Origin of the sequence: Streptomyces sp. NPDC085931 (genome assembly GCF_044540565.1) — a bacterium.
In the GTDB taxonomy this organism is placed as follows: Bacteria; Actinomycetota; Actinomycetes; order Streptomycetales; family Streptomycetaceae; genus Streptomyces.
In genome coordinates this window covers 278604-297517 of the sequence record NZ_JBITSK010000005.1, presented here as the reverse complement: position 1 = coordinate 297517, position 18914 = coordinate 278604, and the positions used below count along the sequence as shown (strand labels likewise).

The 18914-nt window shown below is 72.3% G+C and carries 17 protein-coding genes; 9 read left to right on the top strand and 8 right to left on the bottom strand.

Going from position 1 to position 18914, the window contains the following annotated elements; genetic code table 11:
• The first annotated feature begins 77 nt into the window (after positions 1 to 77).
• Both ACIGAN_RS12550 and ACIGAN_RS12545 read left to right on the top strand, forming a co-directional pair.
• Positions 78 to 548, top strand: a complete 471-nt coding sequence (locus ACIGAN_RS12550) for a hypothetical protein (RefSeq protein ID WP_399857072.1) — start codon at positions 78 to 80, stop codon at positions 546 to 548.
• Positions 545 to 955, top strand: a complete 411-nt coding sequence (locus tag ACIGAN_RS12545; RefSeq protein ID WP_365735863.1) for a hypothetical protein — start codon at positions 545 to 547, stop codon at positions 953 to 955. Before ACIGAN_RS12550 ends, ACIGAN_RS12545 begins: the two co-directional genes overlap by 4 nt.
• Positions 956 to 971: 16 nt before the next feature.
• Here the strand turns inward: ACIGAN_RS12545 and ACIGAN_RS12540 are convergent, their stop codons facing one another.
• The 4 genes from ACIGAN_RS12540 to ACIGAN_RS12525 all read right to left on the bottom strand — a co-directional run bounded on the left by ACIGAN_RS12540 (position 972) and on the right by ACIGAN_RS12525 (position 5817).
• On the bottom strand, positions 972 to 3203 hold the full coding sequence (locus tag ACIGAN_RS12540) for a HelD family protein (RefSeq protein WP_399857070.1): 2232 nt from the start codon (positions 3201 to 3203) through the stop codon (positions 972 to 974).
• A 173-nt stretch (positions 3204 to 3376) separates the two neighbouring features.
• Entirely contained in the window at positions 3377 to 3694 is a 318-nt protein-coding gene (locus ACIGAN_RS12535; protein ID WP_365097744.1) for a thioredoxin family protein, read from the bottom strand.
• Positions 3688 to 4101 (bottom strand): MerR family transcriptional regulator, encoded by a 414-nt coding sequence (locus ACIGAN_RS12530; protein WP_399857068.1) that lies wholly within the window; start codon positions 4099 to 4101, stop codon positions 3688 to 3690. Before ACIGAN_RS12530 ends, ACIGAN_RS12535 begins: the two co-directional genes overlap by 7 nt.
• Before the next feature lie 42 nt (positions 4102 to 4143).
• Positions 4144 to 5817: an MFS transporter gene (locus tag ACIGAN_RS12525; RefSeq protein ID WP_399857066.1), complete on the bottom strand. Its 1674-nt coding sequence runs from the start codon at positions 5815 to 5817 to the stop codon at positions 4144 to 4146.
• 107 nt (positions 5818 to 5924) lie between these two features.
• Between ACIGAN_RS12525 and ACIGAN_RS12520 the strand changes: the two genes are divergently transcribed.
• Positions 5925 to 6542, top strand: a complete 618-nt coding sequence (locus tag ACIGAN_RS12520; protein WP_399857064.1) for a TetR/AcrR family transcriptional regulator — start codon at positions 5925 to 5927, stop codon at positions 6540 to 6542.
• A gap of 92 nt (positions 6543 to 6634) precedes the next feature.
• Here ACIGAN_RS12520 and ACIGAN_RS12515 read toward each other — a convergent pair whose 3' ends face one another.
• Positions 6635 to 8029, bottom strand: a complete 1395-nt coding sequence (locus tag ACIGAN_RS12515) for a cation:dicarboxylate symporter family transporter (RefSeq protein WP_365735874.1) — start codon at positions 8027 to 8029, stop codon at positions 6635 to 6637.
• Positions 8030 to 8227: 198 nt separating this feature from the next.
• On the opposite strand from ACIGAN_RS12515, the gene ACIGAN_RS12510 reads away from it, so the two are divergent.
• The 5 genes from ACIGAN_RS12510 to ACIGAN_RS12490 all read left to right on the top strand — a co-directional run bounded on the left by ACIGAN_RS12510 (position 8228) and on the right by ACIGAN_RS12490 (position 13931).
• A complete protein-coding gene (locus ACIGAN_RS12510) occupies positions 8228 to 9970 on the top strand; it encodes a sensor histidine kinase (protein ID WP_399857062.1) in 1743 nt (580 codons plus the stop codon).
• Positions 9967 to 10665, top strand: coding sequence for a response regulator (locus ACIGAN_RS12505; protein WP_365097733.1), 699 nt, complete (start codon positions 9967 to 9969; stop codon positions 10663 to 10665). Before ACIGAN_RS12510 ends, ACIGAN_RS12505 begins: the two co-directional genes overlap by 4 nt.
• Positions 10666 to 10784: 119 nt before the next feature.
• Positions 10785 to 12152 (top strand): extracellular solute-binding protein, encoded by a 1368-nt coding sequence (locus ACIGAN_RS12500; RefSeq protein WP_399857060.1) that lies wholly within the window; start codon positions 10785 to 10787, stop codon positions 12150 to 12152.
• A gap of 16 nt (positions 12153 to 12168) precedes the next feature.
• Positions 12169 to 13089, top strand: coding sequence for a carbohydrate ABC transporter permease (locus ACIGAN_RS12495; RefSeq protein ID WP_399857058.1), 921 nt, complete (start codon positions 12169 to 12171; stop codon positions 13087 to 13089).
• Between the two features lie 5 nt (positions 13090 to 13094).
• Positions 13095 to 13931, top strand: coding sequence for a carbohydrate ABC transporter permease (locus tag ACIGAN_RS12490; protein ID WP_365097727.1), 837 nt, complete (start codon positions 13095 to 13097; stop codon positions 13929 to 13931).
• Positions 13932 to 13956: 25 nt separating this feature from the next.
• Here the strand turns inward: ACIGAN_RS12490 and ACIGAN_RS12485 are convergent, their stop codons facing one another.
• On the bottom strand, positions 13957 to 15294 hold the full coding sequence (locus ACIGAN_RS12485) for an enolase C-terminal domain-like protein (protein WP_399857056.1): 1338 nt from the start codon (positions 15292 to 15294) through the stop codon (positions 13957 to 13959).
• Between the two features lie 31 nt (positions 15295 to 15325).
• Positions 15326 to 16663, bottom strand: a complete 1338-nt coding sequence (locus ACIGAN_RS12480) for a gluconate:H+ symporter (protein WP_399857054.1) — start codon at positions 16661 to 16663, stop codon at positions 15326 to 15328.
• A 491-nt stretch (positions 16664 to 17154) separates the two neighbouring features.
• Here ACIGAN_RS12480 and ACIGAN_RS12475 point away from each other — a divergent pair, with 491 nt between their 5' ends.
• Positions 17155 to 17892, top strand: coding sequence for a helix-turn-helix domain-containing protein (locus tag ACIGAN_RS12475; RefSeq protein WP_399857052.1), 738 nt, complete (start codon positions 17155 to 17157; stop codon positions 17890 to 17892).
• Here the strand turns inward: ACIGAN_RS12475 and ACIGAN_RS12470 are convergent.
• A complete protein-coding gene (locus ACIGAN_RS12470; RefSeq protein ID WP_365735884.1) occupies positions 17889 to 18914 on the bottom strand; it encodes an ATP-dependent 6-phosphofructokinase in 1026 nt (341 codons plus the stop codon). The genes ACIGAN_RS12475 and ACIGAN_RS12470 overlap by 4 nt on opposite strands.

Below are 18914 nucleotides of genomic sequence, written 5' to 3'. Positions count from 1 at the left end.
CGTCCCCTCCGGGAGTGGTGGGGTGGCCCCATGCGTGCCACCCCACTCCCCCGCCGGTCCGGAAAGCGCTGAGGCCCGTGCTGGTGGGTCTCGGTCTCGCGGCGGTCTGTGCCGTCGCCGCGCTCGTCGCCGCCGCGGGGGCCCTCGCCATGGCGTTGCCCGGGCGGCCCGAGCCGTGGTCCGTGCAGCTGATGCGCCGGGCGGCGGCCGCCGCGGCGTGGGCGGCCGCAGCCGTGTACTCCCTCGGCCTCTTCTCCGTGCTGGACTCGGAGTCCGCCTTCGGCGACGGAGCCAACTCGGTCCCGGCCCCGGCCTGCCGCGACGGTTTCGCCCCGGCCACGATCGAAGGCCTGAGCCACCACCGGTCCTCGTACCTGCCGCTGCGGTTCGACTGCGTCCGGGACGACGGCTCCGTCTACGCCAGTGACCCGTACTACGGGTGGATGAACGGGGCGACGGCGGTGCTCGCCCTGTCCGCCGCCCTGCTCGCCATCGGCGCCGGCTACGCGAGCGAGCTGCGGGCCCGCGGGGCGGCCGCCGCCCCATGACTCTGCTGCCGGTCTTCGCCGGGCTGGTGGTCGCCTGGGTCGCGCTGCGCGGACTGCTGACACATCCGCTGCTGCCGCTGTGGGTACGGACCGCGGTGTTCTGGGCGGCGCCGCTCGCGGCCGTCACCTGGGCATTCATCATGACCGCGGACGATCCGTTCCTGTTCCCCGAGACCGCCCCCTGCCCGCGTGAGCCCCTGCGGGAGGGCGTCATCGGCAGCGGCGCGGTCTCGGGCGTCTCCACCGCCTTCCCCCCACGCGCCTACTGCGTGTGGGAGGACGGCACCGTCCACGACCTCGCGCCCGGGGCCGCGTTCCTGTTCTGGGTCTTCTTCGCCCTGACGGTCGTGCCCCTCGGCGCCGGGTTGTGGCACGCCCTGCGCGATCCGAAGTCGCTGCTGGTGTGAGGGCGTTCGGCGGGGGCTACCCGAGCGCCTCCGCCAGGGGCGCGGGCAGCGCCCCGGTGTGCAGCACGCCGAGCCGCTGGGTGGCCCGGGTCAGGGCCACGTACAGGTCGCTGGTGCCGTACCGGCCGGGCTCCACCACGAGGACCGAGTCGAACTCCAGGCCCTTGGCCTGGCGCGGGTCGAGCAGGACGACCGTCCGGGTGAGGTCGGGCTCGGCGCCCGCCGTGACGCCGTCCAGCCGCGCCGCGAGGGAGCGGTGGAGGTCGCGCGGCGCGATCACCGCGAGCCGTCCCTCGGCCGGGGTGAGTTCCCCGACCGCCTTGGCGACGGCGCCGGGCAGGTCGTCGGTGGCCCGGGCCCAGGGCCGTACGCCCGTGGAGCGGACTGAGCCGGGCGGCTCGAACTGCGGGTTCTCGGCGCGGACCACGGCCGCCGCGACGTCCATGATCTCGGCCGGGGTGCGGTAGTTGACGCCCAGCCGGGTGTGCTCCCAGCGGTCCTCCACGTACGGGGCGAGGATGGCCTCCCAGGAGCCGACCCCGGCCGCCTCAGCGGTCTGCGCCGGGTCCCCGACCAGGGTGATCGAACGGGTCGGGCTGCGCCGCATCAGCAGCCGCCACGCCATCGGCGACAGCTCCTGCGCCTCGTCGACGATGATGTGCCCGAACGCCCAGGTGCGGTCGGCGGCGGCCCGCTCGGCGGCGCTGCGGTGGTCGTCCTCCTCGTGCCGCTCGGCGAACCGCTCGGCGTCGATGATGTCGTGCGCGGAGAGCACCTCGGAGCTCTCGGGGTCGTCCTCCTCCTTGTCCTCGAACTCGTAGGTCCGGGACGCGTACGACACGTCCAGCACGCCCTGCGCGTAGGCGATCTGCCGCTCCCGCTCCCGCTCGGCGCGCTCCCGGGCCAGCCGGTCGTCCTCACCGAGCAGTTCGGCGGCCTCGTCGAGCAGCGGCACGTCCGCCACGGTCCAGTGCCGGGTCACCGGGCGGCGCACGGCGTCGGCGTCCTCGGCGGACAGGAACTCCTCGGGCGCCGCGAGGAAGTCCGCGACGAGCCGCTGCGGGGTCAGCACCGGCCACAACTGGTCGATGGCGGCCCAGACTTCGGGGTTCTCGGCGAGGTCGTCGCGGATCTGCGTGATGTCGCTGGGGTCGAGCAGGCTGGACCCGTCGAACGGGTCGGTGCCGATGCGTTCGGCGTACAGCTCGGTGAGGGTGTTGAGGATGTGGCCCTCGAAGTGCTCGCGGGCGGCGTTGTGCGGCAGCTTGGTGGCCCGGGTGCGCTCGCGGGCGACGTTGACCAGGCCGTCGTCGAGCATCAGGACCTCGCGGTCGTGCTCGATGGCGATGACCGGGTCGGGCAGCGCCTGCCGGCTGCGGACGACCTCGGCGAGCACGTCGGCCATGCCGGCGCGGCCCTTCACGGCGGCCGCCTCGGGCGCATCGGTGGCGGTGGCCCTCACGCCGGGGTACAGCTCGCCGACGGTCGCCAGGAGCACGCCGGTCTCGCCGAGGGAGGGCAGCACCTCGCCGATGTAGCCGAGGAACGCCGGGTTGGGGCCGACGATCAGCACGGCCCGCTTGGCGAGCAGCTCGCGGTGCTCGTAGAGCAGGTAGGCGGCGCGGTGCAGGGCGACGGCCGTCTTGCCGGTGCCCGGGCCGCCCTCCACGACCAGGACGCCGCGGTGCGGGGCGCGGATGATGCGGTCCTGGTCGGCCTGGATGGTCCGCACGATGTCGCTCATGCGGCCGGTGCGCGCCGAGTTCAGGGCGGCCAACAGCACGGCGTCGCCCGTGGGGTCCTCGTGGCCGGTGCGGGTCCGGTCGCCGAGGTCGAGGATCTCGTCGTGCAGGCCGGTGACCCGGCGGCCCTCGGTGGCGATGTGCCGCCGGCGCCTGAGGCCCATCGGGGTGTGGCCGGTGGCCAGGTAGAAGGGGCGGGCGACGTCGGCGCGCCAGTCGATCAGGACGGGCGTGCGCTCGGCGTCGTCGGTGCGCAGGCCGATGCGGCCGATGTGGTGGGTGACGCCCGAGGTGAGGTCGATCCGGCCGAAGCACAGGGACCCGTCGACCGCGTTCAGCGCGGCGAGCAGCCCGGAGCGCTCGGCCACGAGGATGTCCCGCTCCAGGCGGGCCTGCTGGGGTGTGTTGCCCTGCGCGAGCGCGTCCGCAACGGAGGTCTCGGCGTCGCCGCGCAGCGCGTCCACGCGCGCGTACAACCCGTCGATGAATTCCTGTTCCTGCCGCAATTCATCGTCCGGAAATTCGGTGTTTGACAATTCCGCTCCCGCCCGGATATACTGTGCTCACTGAACTTCTTCGCGACCTCATCCATGTGAAGTCACGAATGAATCAATATACGCGAGAAAAGCCCCCGAGCACCATTGCTCGGGGGCTTTTCCGTTCTCCGGGACCGGGTGCCTCACAGCACGTCGGACAACTCCTGGAGCAGCCGCCGCTTGGCCCGCGCGCCGACCATGGACTTCACGGGCTCGCCGTCGCGGAACACCAGGAACGTCGGCATGGACAGCACCTTGTAGGCGTTGGTGGTCAGCGGATTGCGGTCCACGTTCAGCTGTACGACCTTCAGCCGGTCGCCCTCCTCGGCGGCGAGGGCCGTGAGCACCGGCGCCATCTGGCGGCAGGGCGGGCACCAGTCGGCGGTGAACTCCACCAGGACCGGCCGGTCGGCGCCGATCACCTCGGCCTCGAAGTCCGCGTCCGTCACGTCGGTCACCATGGGTGCCTCCCCAGTTCGCAGCGGGGCTCCGGACCGCCCGGAGCCTCGGCCTCGGCGGCCAGCTCGGCCCGCGCCAGCTGTCGCGCGACGGTGTCCCGCACGGCGCTCAACTGGCCGATCAGTGCGTCGAGTTCGCCCAGCTTGCGCCGGTAGACGGCGAGGGACGCCGGGCAGGAGTCGCCCTCCGGGTGCCCGGCGCGCAGGCACTCCACGAAGGGCCGTGTCTCCTCCAGGTCGAACCCGAAGTCCTGCAGCGTGCGGATCTGCGTCAGCAGCCGCAGATCGTCCTCGTCGTAGGTCCGGTAGCCGTTGCCCGCGCGCCGCGCGGGCAGCAGTCCCCGCGCCTCGTAATACCGCAGCGTCCGCGTCGTGGTCCCGGCGCGTGCGGCCAGCTCGCCGATTCGCATGGCACCGAACGTAATCCTTGACGCCGAGGTCAAGGCAACACCTCAGCGCGCCCCCGCGTTCTCCGGCCCCCGCTCCTCGGCGGCGGGCTCCGCCTCCGGCTTCCCGCTCCCCGGCAGCAGCAGTGCCACCACCACCGTGCCGATGCCCAGGACCGCGGCTCCGACCAGGCTCGTGTGCGCCACCGCGTCGGCGAAGGAGGAACCCACCGCGTCGGCCATCCGCCGTGCGCCGCCCGCCAGTTGCTCGGCCTGGGCCTTGAGCTGTCCGGCCTGCTGCGGGTCCCCGGCCCGTGCGGCCTGCTCGGCGAGGTGCCGCGCCTTGTCGCCGATGCCCTGCGCCACGGCGTATCCGGCGCCGACGGAGTCCTGGGCGGTCTCCAGCGAGGACGCGGGCAGCCTGCTGCCGGCCGTGGCGTCGGAGAGCCGGCCGGAGTACGACGTGGCCAGCAGCGAGCCGAGGATGGCGATGCCGAGCGAGCCGCCCAGTTCCAGCGACGTGTCGTTCACCGCGCCGCCGACGCCGAGTTCCGACTCGGGGAACGCCCCCATGATCGCGTCCGTGCAGGGCGAGAGCGCCAGCCCGATCGCGAGGCCGAGGACGACCAGGGGCGCGACGAAGTCGCCGTACGCCGAACCGGAGTCGATCCGGGTGAGCAGGGCCAGGGCCGCCGTACCGCCGACCATCCCGGCCGTGACGGTCCACTTCATGCCGACCCGGGGGGTGAGGTACCCGGTGAGGGCCGCGCCGACGAACACGGCACCCGCCAGCGGCAGCATCCGCACACCGGTGTCCAGGGCGTCGTAGCCGAGGACGAACTGCAGGTGCTGCGTCAGGTAGTAGAAGGCCCCGAAGACGGCCAGGAAGAACAGCGCGACGGCGAGGTTGGAGCCCGCGAAGCGCCGGTCGGCGAAACGGCGCACGTCCAGCAGCGGCCGCGGATGGCGCAGTTCCCACACCACGAAGGCGACGAGCCCGGCACCCGCCACGACCGCGGCCGTGATCGCCTTGGCGCCCCAGCCGAAGTGCGGCCCCTCGATGATCATGTAGACCAGCGCGGCGATCCACACCACGGACAGCAGCCCGCCGCCGTAGTCGATGCGCCCGCGGCCGGCGGCCCTGGACGGCGGGACCAGGACGAACGCGCCGATCAGTGCCAGCACGGCCACGGGGACGTTGATCAGGAACGTCGACGACCAGCCGTGGTGCTCCAGCAGCGCCCCGGCGACCAGCGGCCCGGCCGCGATGGCCAGTCCGGCCGTGGCGGTCCACAGGGTGATGGCCCGGGCGCGCTCCGCCCGCGGGAAGGTCGCGGCGAGCAGGGACAGCGTGGCGGGCATGATCATCGCGGCGCCGGCGCCCATCACGGCACGCGCGGCGATGACGGCCGTGGCGCTGCCGGCGAGGTAGCCGAAGACGGCCCCGCCGCCGAACACCAGGAGCCCGAGCACGAGCGCGCCCCGGCGGCTGTACTTGTCGCCGATCGCGCCGAGCAGCAGCATCAGCGCCGCGTACGGGACGGTGTAGCCGTCGATGACCCACTGCAGGTCGGCGCTGGACAGGCCCAGATCCTCGGTCATGGCCGGCGCGGCCACGGTGAGGGCGGTGTTCGCCATCACGATGATCAGCAGGCTCAGGCAGAGCACGACCAGCGCCCACCAGCGGCGCGGGTAGGGGCGGTCCGTCCTCTCGGCCGGTTCGGTCAGGACGAGTCGCATGGCAGGGGTGCCTTCCTCGCTGATTTGCACATGGCTGTGCATTTACACAACGCTGTGCAATCTACGCCGTTGCACAGCACTGTGCAACTTGCCGCCGGAGGGGCACAATGACGTCCATGACCACGGGCACCACCAGCCGCGCCGACGCCAACCGCCGCCGCATCCTCGACGTCGCCCTCGCCGAGCTGCTGCGGGACCCCGACGCGTCCATGGACCAGATCGCCCGCGCGGCGGGCGTCGTCCGCCGCACGGTCTACGGGCACTTCCCCAACCGCGAGGCGCTCATCAGCACCCTCGTCGACGAGGCCGTGGAGGCCCTCGCGGCCGCGCACGCGGCGGGCCGCGAGGGCGTGCGGGAACCGGCCGAGGCCGTGGCCCGCTCGGTGCTGGCCGTGTGGGAGATCGCCGACCGCTACCGGCTGCTGATCGCGCTCGCCCAGCGCACGGTGACCATGCAGGGCATCAGGGAGCGGCTCGCCCCCGTCCGGGAGACCGCCGCCGGCATGCTGCGGCGCGGCCTCGACGAGGGCGTCTTCAGCTCACCGCTGCCCGCCCCGGCCCTGGCGTACGTGCACGAGCAGATGCTGGTGGCGCTGATGGAGGCGGTGAACGACGGGCTGGTGGCAGCCGAAGAGGCGGGCCGCTGCGCCGCGGTCACCATCCTGACCGCGGCGGGCGTGCCCGCCTCGACCGCCACCGAGCTGGTGGCGGGGCTGAACGACTGATTCTTCCGCTGGGGCGGCGAGAGGGGACCGGGCGGCTGAGCGACGGGGGGACACCCAGCCGCCCGGAGTCCTGGGGCGGGGCGGCGCGGCCGTCAGGCCTTGGCCAGCTCCTTCTCGCCGCCCGGCTCGGGCACCTCGGCGTGGTCGTCGCCGGCCGGGGCGCCGTGGCCGTCGTCCAGCAGCGTCTTCTCGTCGAAGGGCAGCCGGCCGGCGAGGACCTGGTCCACCCGCTCCCGGTCGATCTCCTTCGTCCAGGTGCCGATCAGCACGGTGGCCACGGCGTTGCCGGCGAAGTTGGTCAGGGCGCGGGCCTCGCTCATGAAGCGGTCGATGCCGACGATGAGGCCGATGCCGTCCACCAGGGCCGGCTTGTGCGACTGCAGACCGCCGGCCAGGGTCGCGAGGCCGGCGCCGGTGACACCGGCGGCACCCTTGGAGGCGACCAGCAGGAACAGCAGCAGCGGGATCTGCTCGCCGACGGACATCGGGGTGCCCATGGCGTCGGCGATGAACAGCGAGGCCATGGTCATGTAGATCATGGTGCCGTCGAGGTTGAAGGAGTAGCCGGTCGGGACGGTGATGCCGACCACCGGCTTGCTGACGCCGAGGTGCTCCATCTTCGCGATGAGCCGCGGCAGCGCGGACTCGGACGAGGAGGTGGACAGGATCAGCAGGAACTCACGGCCGAGGTACTTGAACAGCGTGAGGATGTTCAGGCCGGAGATCACGCGCAGCAGGATGCCGAGCACGATGAAGACGAAGAGGAAGCAGGTCACGTAGAAGCCGAGCATCAGCACGGCGAGGCTCTTGAGCGCGTCCAGGCCGGCCGAGCCGGTGACGGCGGCGATGGCGCCGAAGGCACCGATCGGGGCGGCCCACATCACCATGGCGAGGATGCGGAAGACGAGCCGCTGGATGTGCTCGATGCCGCGCAGGATGGGCTGGCCGGCCGCGCCCATGCCCTGCAGCGCGAAACCGGCGAGCAGCGCGATCAGCAGGGTCTGCAGCACCGACTCGTTGGTGAAGGCGGAGACGATCGTGGTCGGGATGATGCCGAGCAGGAACTCGGTGGTGTCCTTGGCCTCGGCGTCGACCTGCGCGTGCCCGGCGTCCTTGACCGCGTCGGTGACCGCGAGGCCCGTGCCCGGCTCCAGGATGTTGCCGACGACCAGGCCGATGCTCAGCGCGACCAGCGACATCACCATGAAGTAGCCGAGGGCGATACCGCCGACGGCGCCCACCTTGGCGGCTTTGCGCACGGAGCCGATGCCCAGCACGATCGTGCAGAAGATGATCGGCGAGATCATCATCTTGATCAGGTTCACGAAGCCCGTGCCGATGGGCTTCAGCTCGACCGCGAAGTCCGGTGCGGCCAGCCCCACCGCGATACCGGCGGCGACGGCGATGATCACCGCGATGTAGAGATAGTGCGTGCGGTCTCGCTTGGCCTTGGGTGCGGCAGGTGCCGTATCGGCTGCGCTGGTCACGGCGGCCCTCCTTGACGACGTCGTCGGCATCACCGGCGTGCGGCTCACGTCCGGGAAATCTCCGGGGAACTGCGCGAAGCGGGGAGCGGGGCTCCCGGAGCTGCGCTATGGGGAATGCCGTGACTATGTCGTGCGCTGTGAGCGCGGTCACCCTTCCGTTCATTTAGTTCACAATCGGCCACCAGGCAGACTGACGGCATGCGCCTCACCGTCCCCCGACCCCGCAGCCTGGCGGGCCAGCTCTTCGCCATGCAGGCCGTGCTGATAGCGGTCGTCGTGGCCGGATACGCGCTGTTCACCTACGTCAGCGACCGCAGCCAGGCCGAGGAGGCCGCGGCGCGCCAGGCCAGGGCGGTGGCGCGGTCGGTCGCCGACTCCCCGTCCGTGCTCGCGGCGATCCGCACCCCCGACCCGACGGCCGAGCTGCAGCCGTACGCGCTGCGGGTGATGCGGGACACCGAGGTCGACTTCGTCACGATCATGGATCCGCGGGGCATCCGCTGGACGCATCCCGACCCGCGGCAGATCGGCCAGACCTTCCAGGGCCACACCGACAAGGCGCTGCGCGGCCAGACCTTCACCGAAACCTACACCGGCACGCTCGGCCCGTCGGTCCGGGCGGTCACCCCGATCCGGGACGGCTCGCGGGTGGTCGGCCTGGTCAGCGCCGGCATCCGGGTCGAGGAGATCACCCAGCGGGTCCAGGAGCAGCTCACGGCCCTGCTCGGTGTCGCGGCCGGCGCGCTGGTGCTGGGCGCGGTCGGCACGTACGTCATCAACGCCCGGCTGCGCCGCCACACCCACGGGATGAACGCGGCCGAGCTGAGCCGGATGCACGACTACCACCAGGCCGCCCTGCACGCGGTGCGCGAGGGGCTGCTGATGCTGGACGGGCAGTACCGTGTGGCGTTGATCAACGACGGAGGGCGGGAGCTGCTCGGCGTGGCCGGGGACGTGGTGGGCAGGTCGGTGGCGCAGCTGGGGCTGCCCGCCCCGCTGACCGGCGCGCTGCTGGCCTCGGAGCCCCGGGTGGACGAGGTGCACCTCACGGCCTCCCGGGTCCTGGTGATCAACACCTCGCCGGTGTCGGGCGGGGAGCGGCGCGGTACCGTCGTGACCCTGCGCGATGTCACCGAACTCCAGTCGCTCATGGGCGAGTTGGACTCCGAGCGGGGCTTCACCCAGGCGCTGCGCTCGCAGGCGCACGAGGCGGCGAACCGGCTGCACACGGTCGTCTCGCTGATCGAGCTGGGCCGGGCGGAGGAAGCCGTGGAGTTCGCGACGGCCGAGCTGGAGCTGGCCCAGGCGCTCACCGACCAGGTGGTGGCCGCGGTGAGCGAGCCGGTGCTGGCGGCCCTGCTGCTGGGCAAGACCGCCCAGGCGAACGAACGGGGCGTGGAACTGGTGGTGTCGGAGGACAGCAACCTCGACGACGGACTGCTGCCCGAGTCCCTGCCGGCCCGTGACCTGGTGACCATCCTGGGCAACCTGATCGACAACGCCGTGGACGCGGCGCAGGGCAGCGTGCGGGCCCGGGTGACGGTGGCCGCGTACACCGAGACCGCCGGCGGCCCTGCGGAGCTGGTGCTGCGGGTGTCGGACACGGGGCCGGGCGTGGATCCCGAGCACGCCGAGGCCGTCTTCCAGCGGGGCTTCACGACCAAGCCGGCCGGTCCGGGCGGCCGGGGGCTGGGCCTGGCGCTGGTCCGGCAGGCGGCGCACCGGCACGGCGGGACCCTGTCGGTGACGGGCGCCGACGGGGGCGGGGCACAGTTCGAGGTACGGCTGCCGCTGAGCCGGGCGGCGTCCGCGACGCCCGGCGGACCCGCCGGGGGCGGCTCGGCACCGGCGGACCCGGCCGCCGCGCTCCCGCTGCCCGCGGGGCCGGCGCCCGGGGCCTCCCGGGGCCCGACGTCCAAGGCCAGGGGAGGCGACGCATGACGAGCGACCCGACGACAGGCAAGGACATCCGCGTCCTGGTCGTGGAGGACGACCCGGTGGCCGCCGACGCGCACGTCCTGTACGTCGGCCGGGTGCCCGGCTTCGTGGCCGTGGGCAAGGCGCACACCGGCGCGGAGGCCCGCCGGGTCCTGGAGCGCACCCCCGTCGACCTGCTCCTGCTCGATCTGCACCTGCCCGACGTGCACGGGCTGCACCTGGCCCGCTCCCTGCGCGCGGCCGGGCACCACGCCGACGTGATAGCGGTGACCTCGGCCCGCGACCTGGCCGTCGTGCGCGAGGGTGTCTCGCTCGGCGTGGTGCAGTACGTGCTGAAGCCGTTCACCTTCGCGACCCTGCGCGACCGGCTGGTGCGGTACGCGGAGTTCCACGCGGCGGTCGGCGAGGCCAGCGGACAGGACGAGGTGGACCGGGCGCTCGCCGCCCTGCGCGCCCCGGGCCCGGCCGCCCTGCCCAAGGGCCTGAGCGCGCCGACCCTGGAGCGCGTGACCCTCGCCCTGCGCGACAGCGCGGAGGGCCTGACGGCCGCGGGCGTCGCCGAGACGGTGGGCATCTCCCGCATCACGGCCCGCCGTTACCTGGAGCACCTGGTCGACGCGGGCCGCGCGGCCCGCCGCCCGCAGTACGGCACGGTCGGGCGGCCGGAGTTGCAGTACCGCTGGGTCACCGGCCCGTGACGGCCCATCAGCCGCAGATCAAACCCCCGCACACCCGTTGACCTGACCGGAGCACTCAACCTAGGTTCACGACGCAGCCACCCGGCCACAACGAAGTGCGCCCGCAGGAGGTCGTGCCCGTGCGCCCCACCGCCGCCCTCACCCCCCTCGCCGCCCTGCTCCTCGCCGCCACGGCCCTCACCGCGTGCGGTGGGGGATCCGGCAGCGACCCGGACACCGTGAAGGTCTCCTTCAAGCAGTCCACGGACAACTCCGTGAAGGTGATGGACACCTATCTCGCGGACATCAAGAGGCAGTTCGAGAAGGCCCACCCGGGCAAGAAGGTCGAACTGGTCCCGATCAAGGCCCCGGACTCGGAGTACTACACCAAGCTCCAGCAGATGCTCCGCTCCCCCAAGACCGCCCCCGACCTGGTCTACGAGGACACGTTCCTCATCAACTCGGACATCACCAGCGGGTATCTGAAGCCCCTCGACGCCTACCTCGCCAAGTGGCCCGACTGGAACCGGTTCATCGACACGGCGAAGGCGGCGGCCCGGGGCGAGGACGGCAAGACCTACGGCGTCCCCGACGGCACCGACACCCGCGGCCTGTGGTTCGACAAGGACGTCTTCGCCAAGGCCGGCCTGCCCGCCGACTGGCAGCCGAAGACCTGGGACGACGTCCTCGCCGCCGCCCGCGCCGTCAAGAAGAAGGTCCCCGGCGTCATCCCCCTCAACGTCTACACGGGCAAGCCGGTCGGCGAGGCCGCCACCATGCAGACCTTCGAGATGCTCCTCTACGGCACCAACGACGGCTCCACGGACCCGCTGTACGACAAGGCGAGCAAGAAGTGGGTCGCCGGCGGGCAGGGCTTCGAGGACGCGCTCGCCTTCGTCGAGACGGTCTACCGGGAGAAGCTCGGGCCGGACGTCTCCGACGCGCTCGACCCGAACGTCGGGACACGGGTGCGCGGCGAGTGGCTCCCGCAGGGCAGGCTCGGCATCGCCCTCGACGGCTCCTGGCTGCCGCAGGACTGGCTGCCCGGCAGCGGCCACGAATGGCCCGGATGGTCGAAGGAACTGGGCCTGGCCGCCATGCCGACCCAGCACGGCCAGGCACCCGGCAAGGTGAGCATGTCCGGCGGCTGGACCTGGTCCATCCCCGCCAAGGCCGGCAACCCGGACCTCGCGTTCGAGTTCATCAAGACGATGCAGACCAAGGCCAACGCGCAGAAGTGGTACATCGCCAACTCGGGCATCGCGGTGCGCGAGGACGTCGCCGAGGACCCGGCGTACGTCGACGCGCAGCCCGGCATCGAGTTCTTCACCGACCTGGTGGCCTCGACGCACTACCGCCCCGCCTATCCGGCCTACCCGAAGGTCTCCACGGCCATCCAGGAGGCGATGGAGAGCGTCACCACGGGCGACGCGTCGGTGGACGAGGCGACGAGCGCCTACACGGACGCCCTGAGGGACGCGACGGACAACCAGGTGGTGGAGCGGTGAGCGGGGGCCGGCCCGCATGACCGCCACCGCACCCCGCCCGCCGCTCGCCAAGGCACCCGAGGCCACCCGCCCGGCACACGGCCCCCGCCTGCCGGTGCGGGCCCTGCCCCTGGCCCCCGCGGTCGTCCTGCTGCTCCTCTTCCTGGCCGGCCCGATCGCGTACTGCGTCTGGATCGCCTTCACCGACCTCCAGCTCACCGGCCAGGCCGAGGAGTCGTTCGTCGGCTTCGAGAACTTCACCCGGGCCTTCGGGGACGAGGCGTTCCTCAACGCCGTGTGGCTGACGCTGGTGTTCACGGTCCTGTCGTCGCTGATCGGGCAGAACACCCTCGGTCTGGCGCTCGCCGCGCTGATGCGGCGCGCGTCGAAGCCGGTGCGCACCCTGACCGGCGGCATCGTGGTCACAGCGTGGGTCCTGCCGGAGGTGGTGGCGGGCTTCCTGCTGTACGCCTTCTTCCGCCGCGAGGGCACCCTGAACGCCGTCCTGGACTGGCTGCACCTGCCGTCCCAGAACTGGCTGTACACCCTGCCCATCCTGGCGGTGTCCTTCGCCAACGTCTGGCGGGGCACGGCCTTCTCGATGCTGGTCTACTCGGCCGCGCTGAACGAGATCCCGCGCGAGATCACCGAGGCCGCCGAGGTCGACGGAGCGGGCGGCCGGCGCCGCATGTGGCACATCACGCTGCCCATGATCCGCCGCTCCATCGGCACGAACCTGATGCTCAACACCCTGCAGACCCTCTCGGTGTTCGGCCTGATCTGGGTGATGACGCGGGGCGGTCCGGGCGGCCGGAGCCAGACGCTGCCGCTGTTCATGTACGAACAGGCTTTCCAGAACAGCCTGATCGGCTACGGCACGGCGGTCGCCCTGCTCCTGCTGCTGGTCGGCTCCCTGTTCTCCCTGCTCTACCTGCGCCTGCTGCGGACGGAGGTCTGACCCGCATGGCTTCCCTCGCCTCCCGCCGCACCACCCGCCGCCTGGCCGCGGACGCCGGTTTGCTGGTGGTCGCCGCCGCGTTCGTGCTGCCCCTGGCCTGGGTGGTCCTCTCCGCCCTCGATCCGCACGCCGGCCTGCGGGTGAAGGCGCCCGACGGCCTGACCCTGGACAACTTCGACGCCGTCCTGACCCCCGAGATCACCTTCACCCCCCTGCTCAACAGCCTGATCCTGTGCGGCGGCGCGACGCTGCTGACCGTGGTCTGCGCGGCCCTGGCCGCCTATCCCCTGTCCCGCTTCCGCTCCCGCTTCAACCGGCCGTTCCTGCTGACGATCCTGTTCGCCACCAGCCTGCCCATCACCGCGATCATGGTCCCGGTCTACGCGCTCTTCGTGCGGGTCGACCTGATCGACACCATGCAGGGCACGATCCTCTTCTTCACCGCCTCCCAACTGCCGTTCGCCATCTGGCTGATGAAGAACTTCATGGACGGCGTCCCGAAGGAGCTGGAGGAGGCGGCCTGGACGGACGGCGCCTCCTCCTTCCAGTCCCTCGCCCGCATCGTGCTGCCCCTGATGGGCCCGGGCGTGGCCGTGGTGACGGTCTTCTCCTTCGTCATGATGTGGGGCAACTTCTTCGTCCCCTTCATGCTCCTGCTCACCCCCGACCAGATGCCGGCCTCGGTCAGCATCAACGACTTCTTCGGCAACCGGGGCATGGTGGCGTACGGCCAGCTCGCCGCGTTCTCCCTCGTCTACTCCACCCCGGTGATCCTCCTGTACGTCCTGATCGCCCGGCGCCTGGGCGCGGGCTTCGCCCTGGGAGGCGCGGTGAAGGGCTGAGGGACGCAGGCCACCGGCCGGCGTGCTACCGCACCAGACAAGGGCGCTTCGGGTCGAACGACCACCCCGGTACGAGGTACCGCATCGCCACCGCGTCGTCCCGCGCGCCCAGCGCCTTCTCCCGGTACAGCTCGTGCGCCGCCAGCAGCCGGTCCCGGTCGAGCGTGACGCCCAGGCCCGGCACGCGGGGCACCGCGATCTCCCCGTCCACGATCCGCGGCGGGTCGACCGTCAGCCGCTCCAGCCCTTCCTGCCAGATCCAGTGCGTGTCCAGCGCGTTGTACTCCCCCGGCGCCGCCGCCCCGCAGTGCGTCACCATCGCCAGCGAGATGTCGAAGTGGTTGTTGGAGTGGCATCCCCACGTCAGCCCCATGGCCTGGCACAACTGCGCCACCCGCACCGACCCCTGCATCGTCCAGAAGTGCGGATCGGCCAGCGGGATGGACACCGACTGCAGGGCCAGCGCGTGCGCCAGCTGCCGCCAGTCCGTCGCGATCATGTTGGTCGCCGTCGGCAGCCCGGTCGCCCGGCGGAACTCCGCGAGCACCTCCCGCCCCGAGTACCCCTCTTCCGCCCCGCACGGGTCCTCGGCGTACGCCAGCGTCCCCACCAGCGGCCGGCACAACTCGACCGCCTCCCGCAGCGACCACGCCCCGTTCGGGTCCAGCGTCACCCGGGCCTGCGGGAACCGCCGCTTCAGCGCCCGCACCGCCGCGACCTCCTCGGCCCCCTCCAGCACACCGCCCTTGAGCTTGAAGTCCCGGAACCCGTACCGCGCGTGGGCCGCCTCGGCCTGCCGCACGATCGCCTCCGGCGACAGCGCCTCCTCGTGCCGCACCCGGTACCACTCGACCGGGGAGCCGGGCTCGCGCACGTACTCCAGGTCGGTCCGGTCGGCGTCGCCCACGTAGAACAGGTAGCCCAGCACCCGCACGGAGTCCCGTTGCCGCCCGTCCCCGAGCAGCGCCGCGACCGGCACGTCGAGGTGCTGTCCGAGCAGGTCCAGCAGGGCCGACTCGACCGCGGTGACGGTGTGCACGGTGGTCCGCTGGTCGAAGGTCTGCGCACCGCGCCCGCCCGCGTCCCGGCCGGCGAACCGCTCCCCGATCTCCCGCAGCACGCGCTTGTAGTCCCCGACCTTCGCCCCGACGACCAGCGGCTCGGCGTCCCGCAGGGTCCGGGTGATCCCTTCCCCGCCGGGCACCTCCCCGAGCCCGGTCCGCCCCTCGGAGTCGGTGAGGACGACCACGTTGCGGGTGAAGTACGGACCGTGCGCGCCGGAGAGGTTCAGCTCCATGCTGTCCCGGCCGGCGACGGGGTAGACGGCGAACGCCGTCACGGTCGGCTGCTGCCCGATGCTCATCAAGTGCCCTTTCTGCGGCGACGGAAATGACTCACGGACCGAGGACGTCGAGGACCGCCTCGGCCACCAGGACCCCGCCGAGCCCGAGCACGGCCAGCACGGTCGTGTAGGACGTGCGCACCTTGATCGCCTCGACGACGGAGAGGTTGAAGTACTCCTTGAACAGCCAGAAGCCCGGGTCGTTCACATGGGAGAACGCGATGGAGCCGCAGGCCACGGCCAGCACCATGACCTCAGGGTGGACCCCGCCGCCGGCGAGCAGGGGCAGCGCCACCCCGGACGCGGTGACGACGGCGACCGTGGCCGAGCCGAGCGCGACGCGCAGGATGACCGCGACGAGCCAGGCGAGGACGATCGGCGAGACCGGCCAGCCGTCGGTGACGTCCTTGATGTAGCCGGAGATCCCGCCTTCGACCAGGACGTTCTTGAAGGCCCCGCCCGCGCCGATCACCAGCAGGATCATCGCCATCGCCTGGGCCGCCGACGTGCAGGACGCCCCGACGTCGCCGAGGCTGCGCCCGATCCGCGGCCCGAACGCCCAGACCGCCAGGCACAGCGTCAGCAGCAGCGCGATCGGCGCCGAACCGGCGAAGGCGACGGTGTGCAGGAGCGGGCTCTCCCCGGAGGTGGTCATGTCGGTCACGGCGGCGGCCACGATCAGCACCACCGGGAACAGCGCCACGCACAGCGACCAGCCGAGCCCGGGCATCTCCTCCTCGGTGAACTCCCGCTCGCTGACCAGGCCCTTGGGGATGGACGGCGTCAGCCGCGCGACGAACGGCAGGCGCGGCCAGGTCAGGGCGATGAGCGCCCCGGCGGGGACGGCGATGAACAGGCCGTAGAACAGGGTGAGTCCGACGGAGGCGTGGAAGGTCGCGGCGACGGCGGTGGGCCCGGGGTGCGGCGGCAGGAAGCTGTGCATGGTGGACAGGGCGATGGACATGGGCAGCCCGACCCACAGCAGCTTGGCCCCGGTGACCCGGACCAGCGTGAACGCGATCGGCACGATGATGATGAACGCGACCTCGTAGAACATGGTGACGCCGATCAGCATGGCCGTGACGACCATGGCCACCTGGACCCAGCGCGGCCCGAAGGCGTCCAGGAGCCTGCCGGCTATGCGCTGCGCGGCTCCGGAGTCCCCCATCACGCGGCCGACCATGGCGCCGAGCCCGATGGTCAGCATGGTGTCGCCGATCTGGTCCCCGATGCCCTCGGAGAGGACGTCCGGGACGGTCGCCACGGGGATGCCCTGCACGAGCGCGACCCCGACCGCCACCAGCAGCAGGGCGGCGAAGCCGTTCAGCCGCAGTCTGGTCATGAGGAGCAGCAGGATCAGGACGCTGATCCCGACGACGAGCAGAGGCAAGGCAGTTCCCCTTTGAACCGGTGACCCATCTCTGTATGCAGACGACGTCTACGTATGCAGATGGAGGCTAAGTGGGTGAACGGCGTGGGTCAATGGCCCGGCGATCACGAATCACACGGGAGGTCCGTCCGCGGCGGACCGCATGAATCACGCCGCACGTTCGTCCGGGCTCCGGCCCCGCCGGGCCGGCGACCGAGGCGCACGCGACGCCGGCTCCCGCCCGGGCGGACGGCGCCGAGGCCGCCCGGACCGCGCCCACCACTGCGCGACACGGGGGATCAGGAACGCGAATATGCCCGTTGAGCTTGCCGTTCACCGGAGGCACGGCCGCCGCCCGTCCCGGTCGCCGCTCGGGGCGCGTCCCGCGCCCGCACACCCGTCCCTCGGACAGGCGGACCCCGGTGCCGGTGAACCCACCGGTAGCCGTAGCTTCCTACAATCCGTGATCCTGGCCGAACAGACCGTAGTCGCCGCAGTCCGGCGGCCCTAGCTTGTGGCCCGTGCGCCGACCTTCACCCCGCCCGAGCGAGCCCTCCCCCACGACGACTCCGCCCTTCAACGCCCCCGCCGCGCGCCGGCTGCGCGCGGCCCTCGGCATGGCCCCCGAGCACGTCGCCCACGGCATGCGCGTCTCGTACGGGCACCCGCACATCTCCCCGGACCACGTCATCGCCTGGGAGCGCGGGATCACGGCCCCGTCCGGCTCCGAACTCACCGCCCTCGCGGGCGTGCTGTGGTGCTCACCCGCCGAGCTCATCGGCAGACCGCGCACCCTGCGCGAACACCGCATCGCCCGCTGCCTCGCCCCCGAGGACGTGGCCCGGGCGGTCGGGCACGACGTCCACGCGTATCTGCGCATGGAGGAGACCGACAGCTGGCGCGGCACCGAGCGCCAGTCCGCCGCGCTGGCCGAGCTGCTGGGCCTCGGCCTGCCCGACTTCGTCACCGTCACCGGCCGCGACGCACGCCTGGGCGACCTGCTGCGCAGCGCGGTCACCACCCGCTGGCAGGCCTACGTACGCCCGGTGGCCCGGCTCGTCCCCCTGGACCGGCGGTTCCTGGAGGCAGCCCTGCGGAGCCTGCACGAGGACTACCAGGGGCACATGGCCGCCACCCTGAGCTGGGGCGGCGGCGCCGGTGACGCGGGCGGCGCCGGCCAGGACTTCCTCGACCGGATCGTCGAGCACTTCTGGGCGAAGCTGCGGGACGACGGCCGGGAGGGTGGCTAGAAGACCGACTCGGCCTCGTCCATGCGGTCCTTGGGCACGGTCTTCAGCTCGGTCACGGCCTCGGCGAGCGGCACCATCACGATGTCCGTCCCGCGCAGCGCGGTCATGTGGCCGAACCGGCCCTGGTGCGCGGCCTCCACCGCGTGCCAGCCGAACCGCGTGGCGAGCACCCGGTCGTAGGCGGTCGGCACACCGCCGCGCTGGACGTGGCCGAGGATGACCGGCTTGGCCTCCTTGCCCAGGCGCCGCTCCAGCTCGTGCGCGAGGGCCGTGCCGATGCCCTGGAAGCGCTCGTGGCCGAACTTGTCTATGGCGCCCTTGCCGTAGTCCATGGTGCCGTCGGCCGGGTGGGCGCCCTCGGCGACGCAGATGACGGCGAACTTCTTGCCGCGGGAGAAGCGCTCCTCGACCATCTTCACCAGGTCGGCCGGGTCGAACGGGCGCTCCGGCAGGCAGATGCCGTGCGCGCCGGCGGCCATACCGGACTCCAGCGCGATCCAGCCCGCGTGCCGGCCCATGACCTCCACGACCATCACCCGCTGGTGGGACTCGGCGGTGGTCTTCAGGCGGTCCATCGCCTCGGTGGCGACGCCGACCGCGGTGTCGAAGCCGAAGGTGCGGTCCGTGGAGGAGATGTCGTTGTCGATCGTCTTGGGCACGCCCACGACGGGCAGCCCAGCGTCGGACAGCATGCGGGCGGCCGTCAGCGTGCCCTCGCCGCCGATCGGGATGAGCGCGTCGATGCCGAACTCGTGGATCATGTCGGAGGCGTTCTCGCACGCCTCGCGCAGCCGGTCGCGCTCCAGCCGGGACGAGCCGAGGATCGTGCCGCCGCGGGCGAGGATGCCGCTGACCGCGTTCAGGTCGAGGGTGCGGTAGCGCCCGTCGAGGAGCCCGGCGTAGCCGTCCTCGAACCCGATGACCTCGTCGCCGTAGTTGTCGACCGCCCGGTGCACGACCGACCGGATCACGGCGTTCAGGCCGGGGCAGTCGCCGCCTGCGGTGAGAACTCCGATACGCAT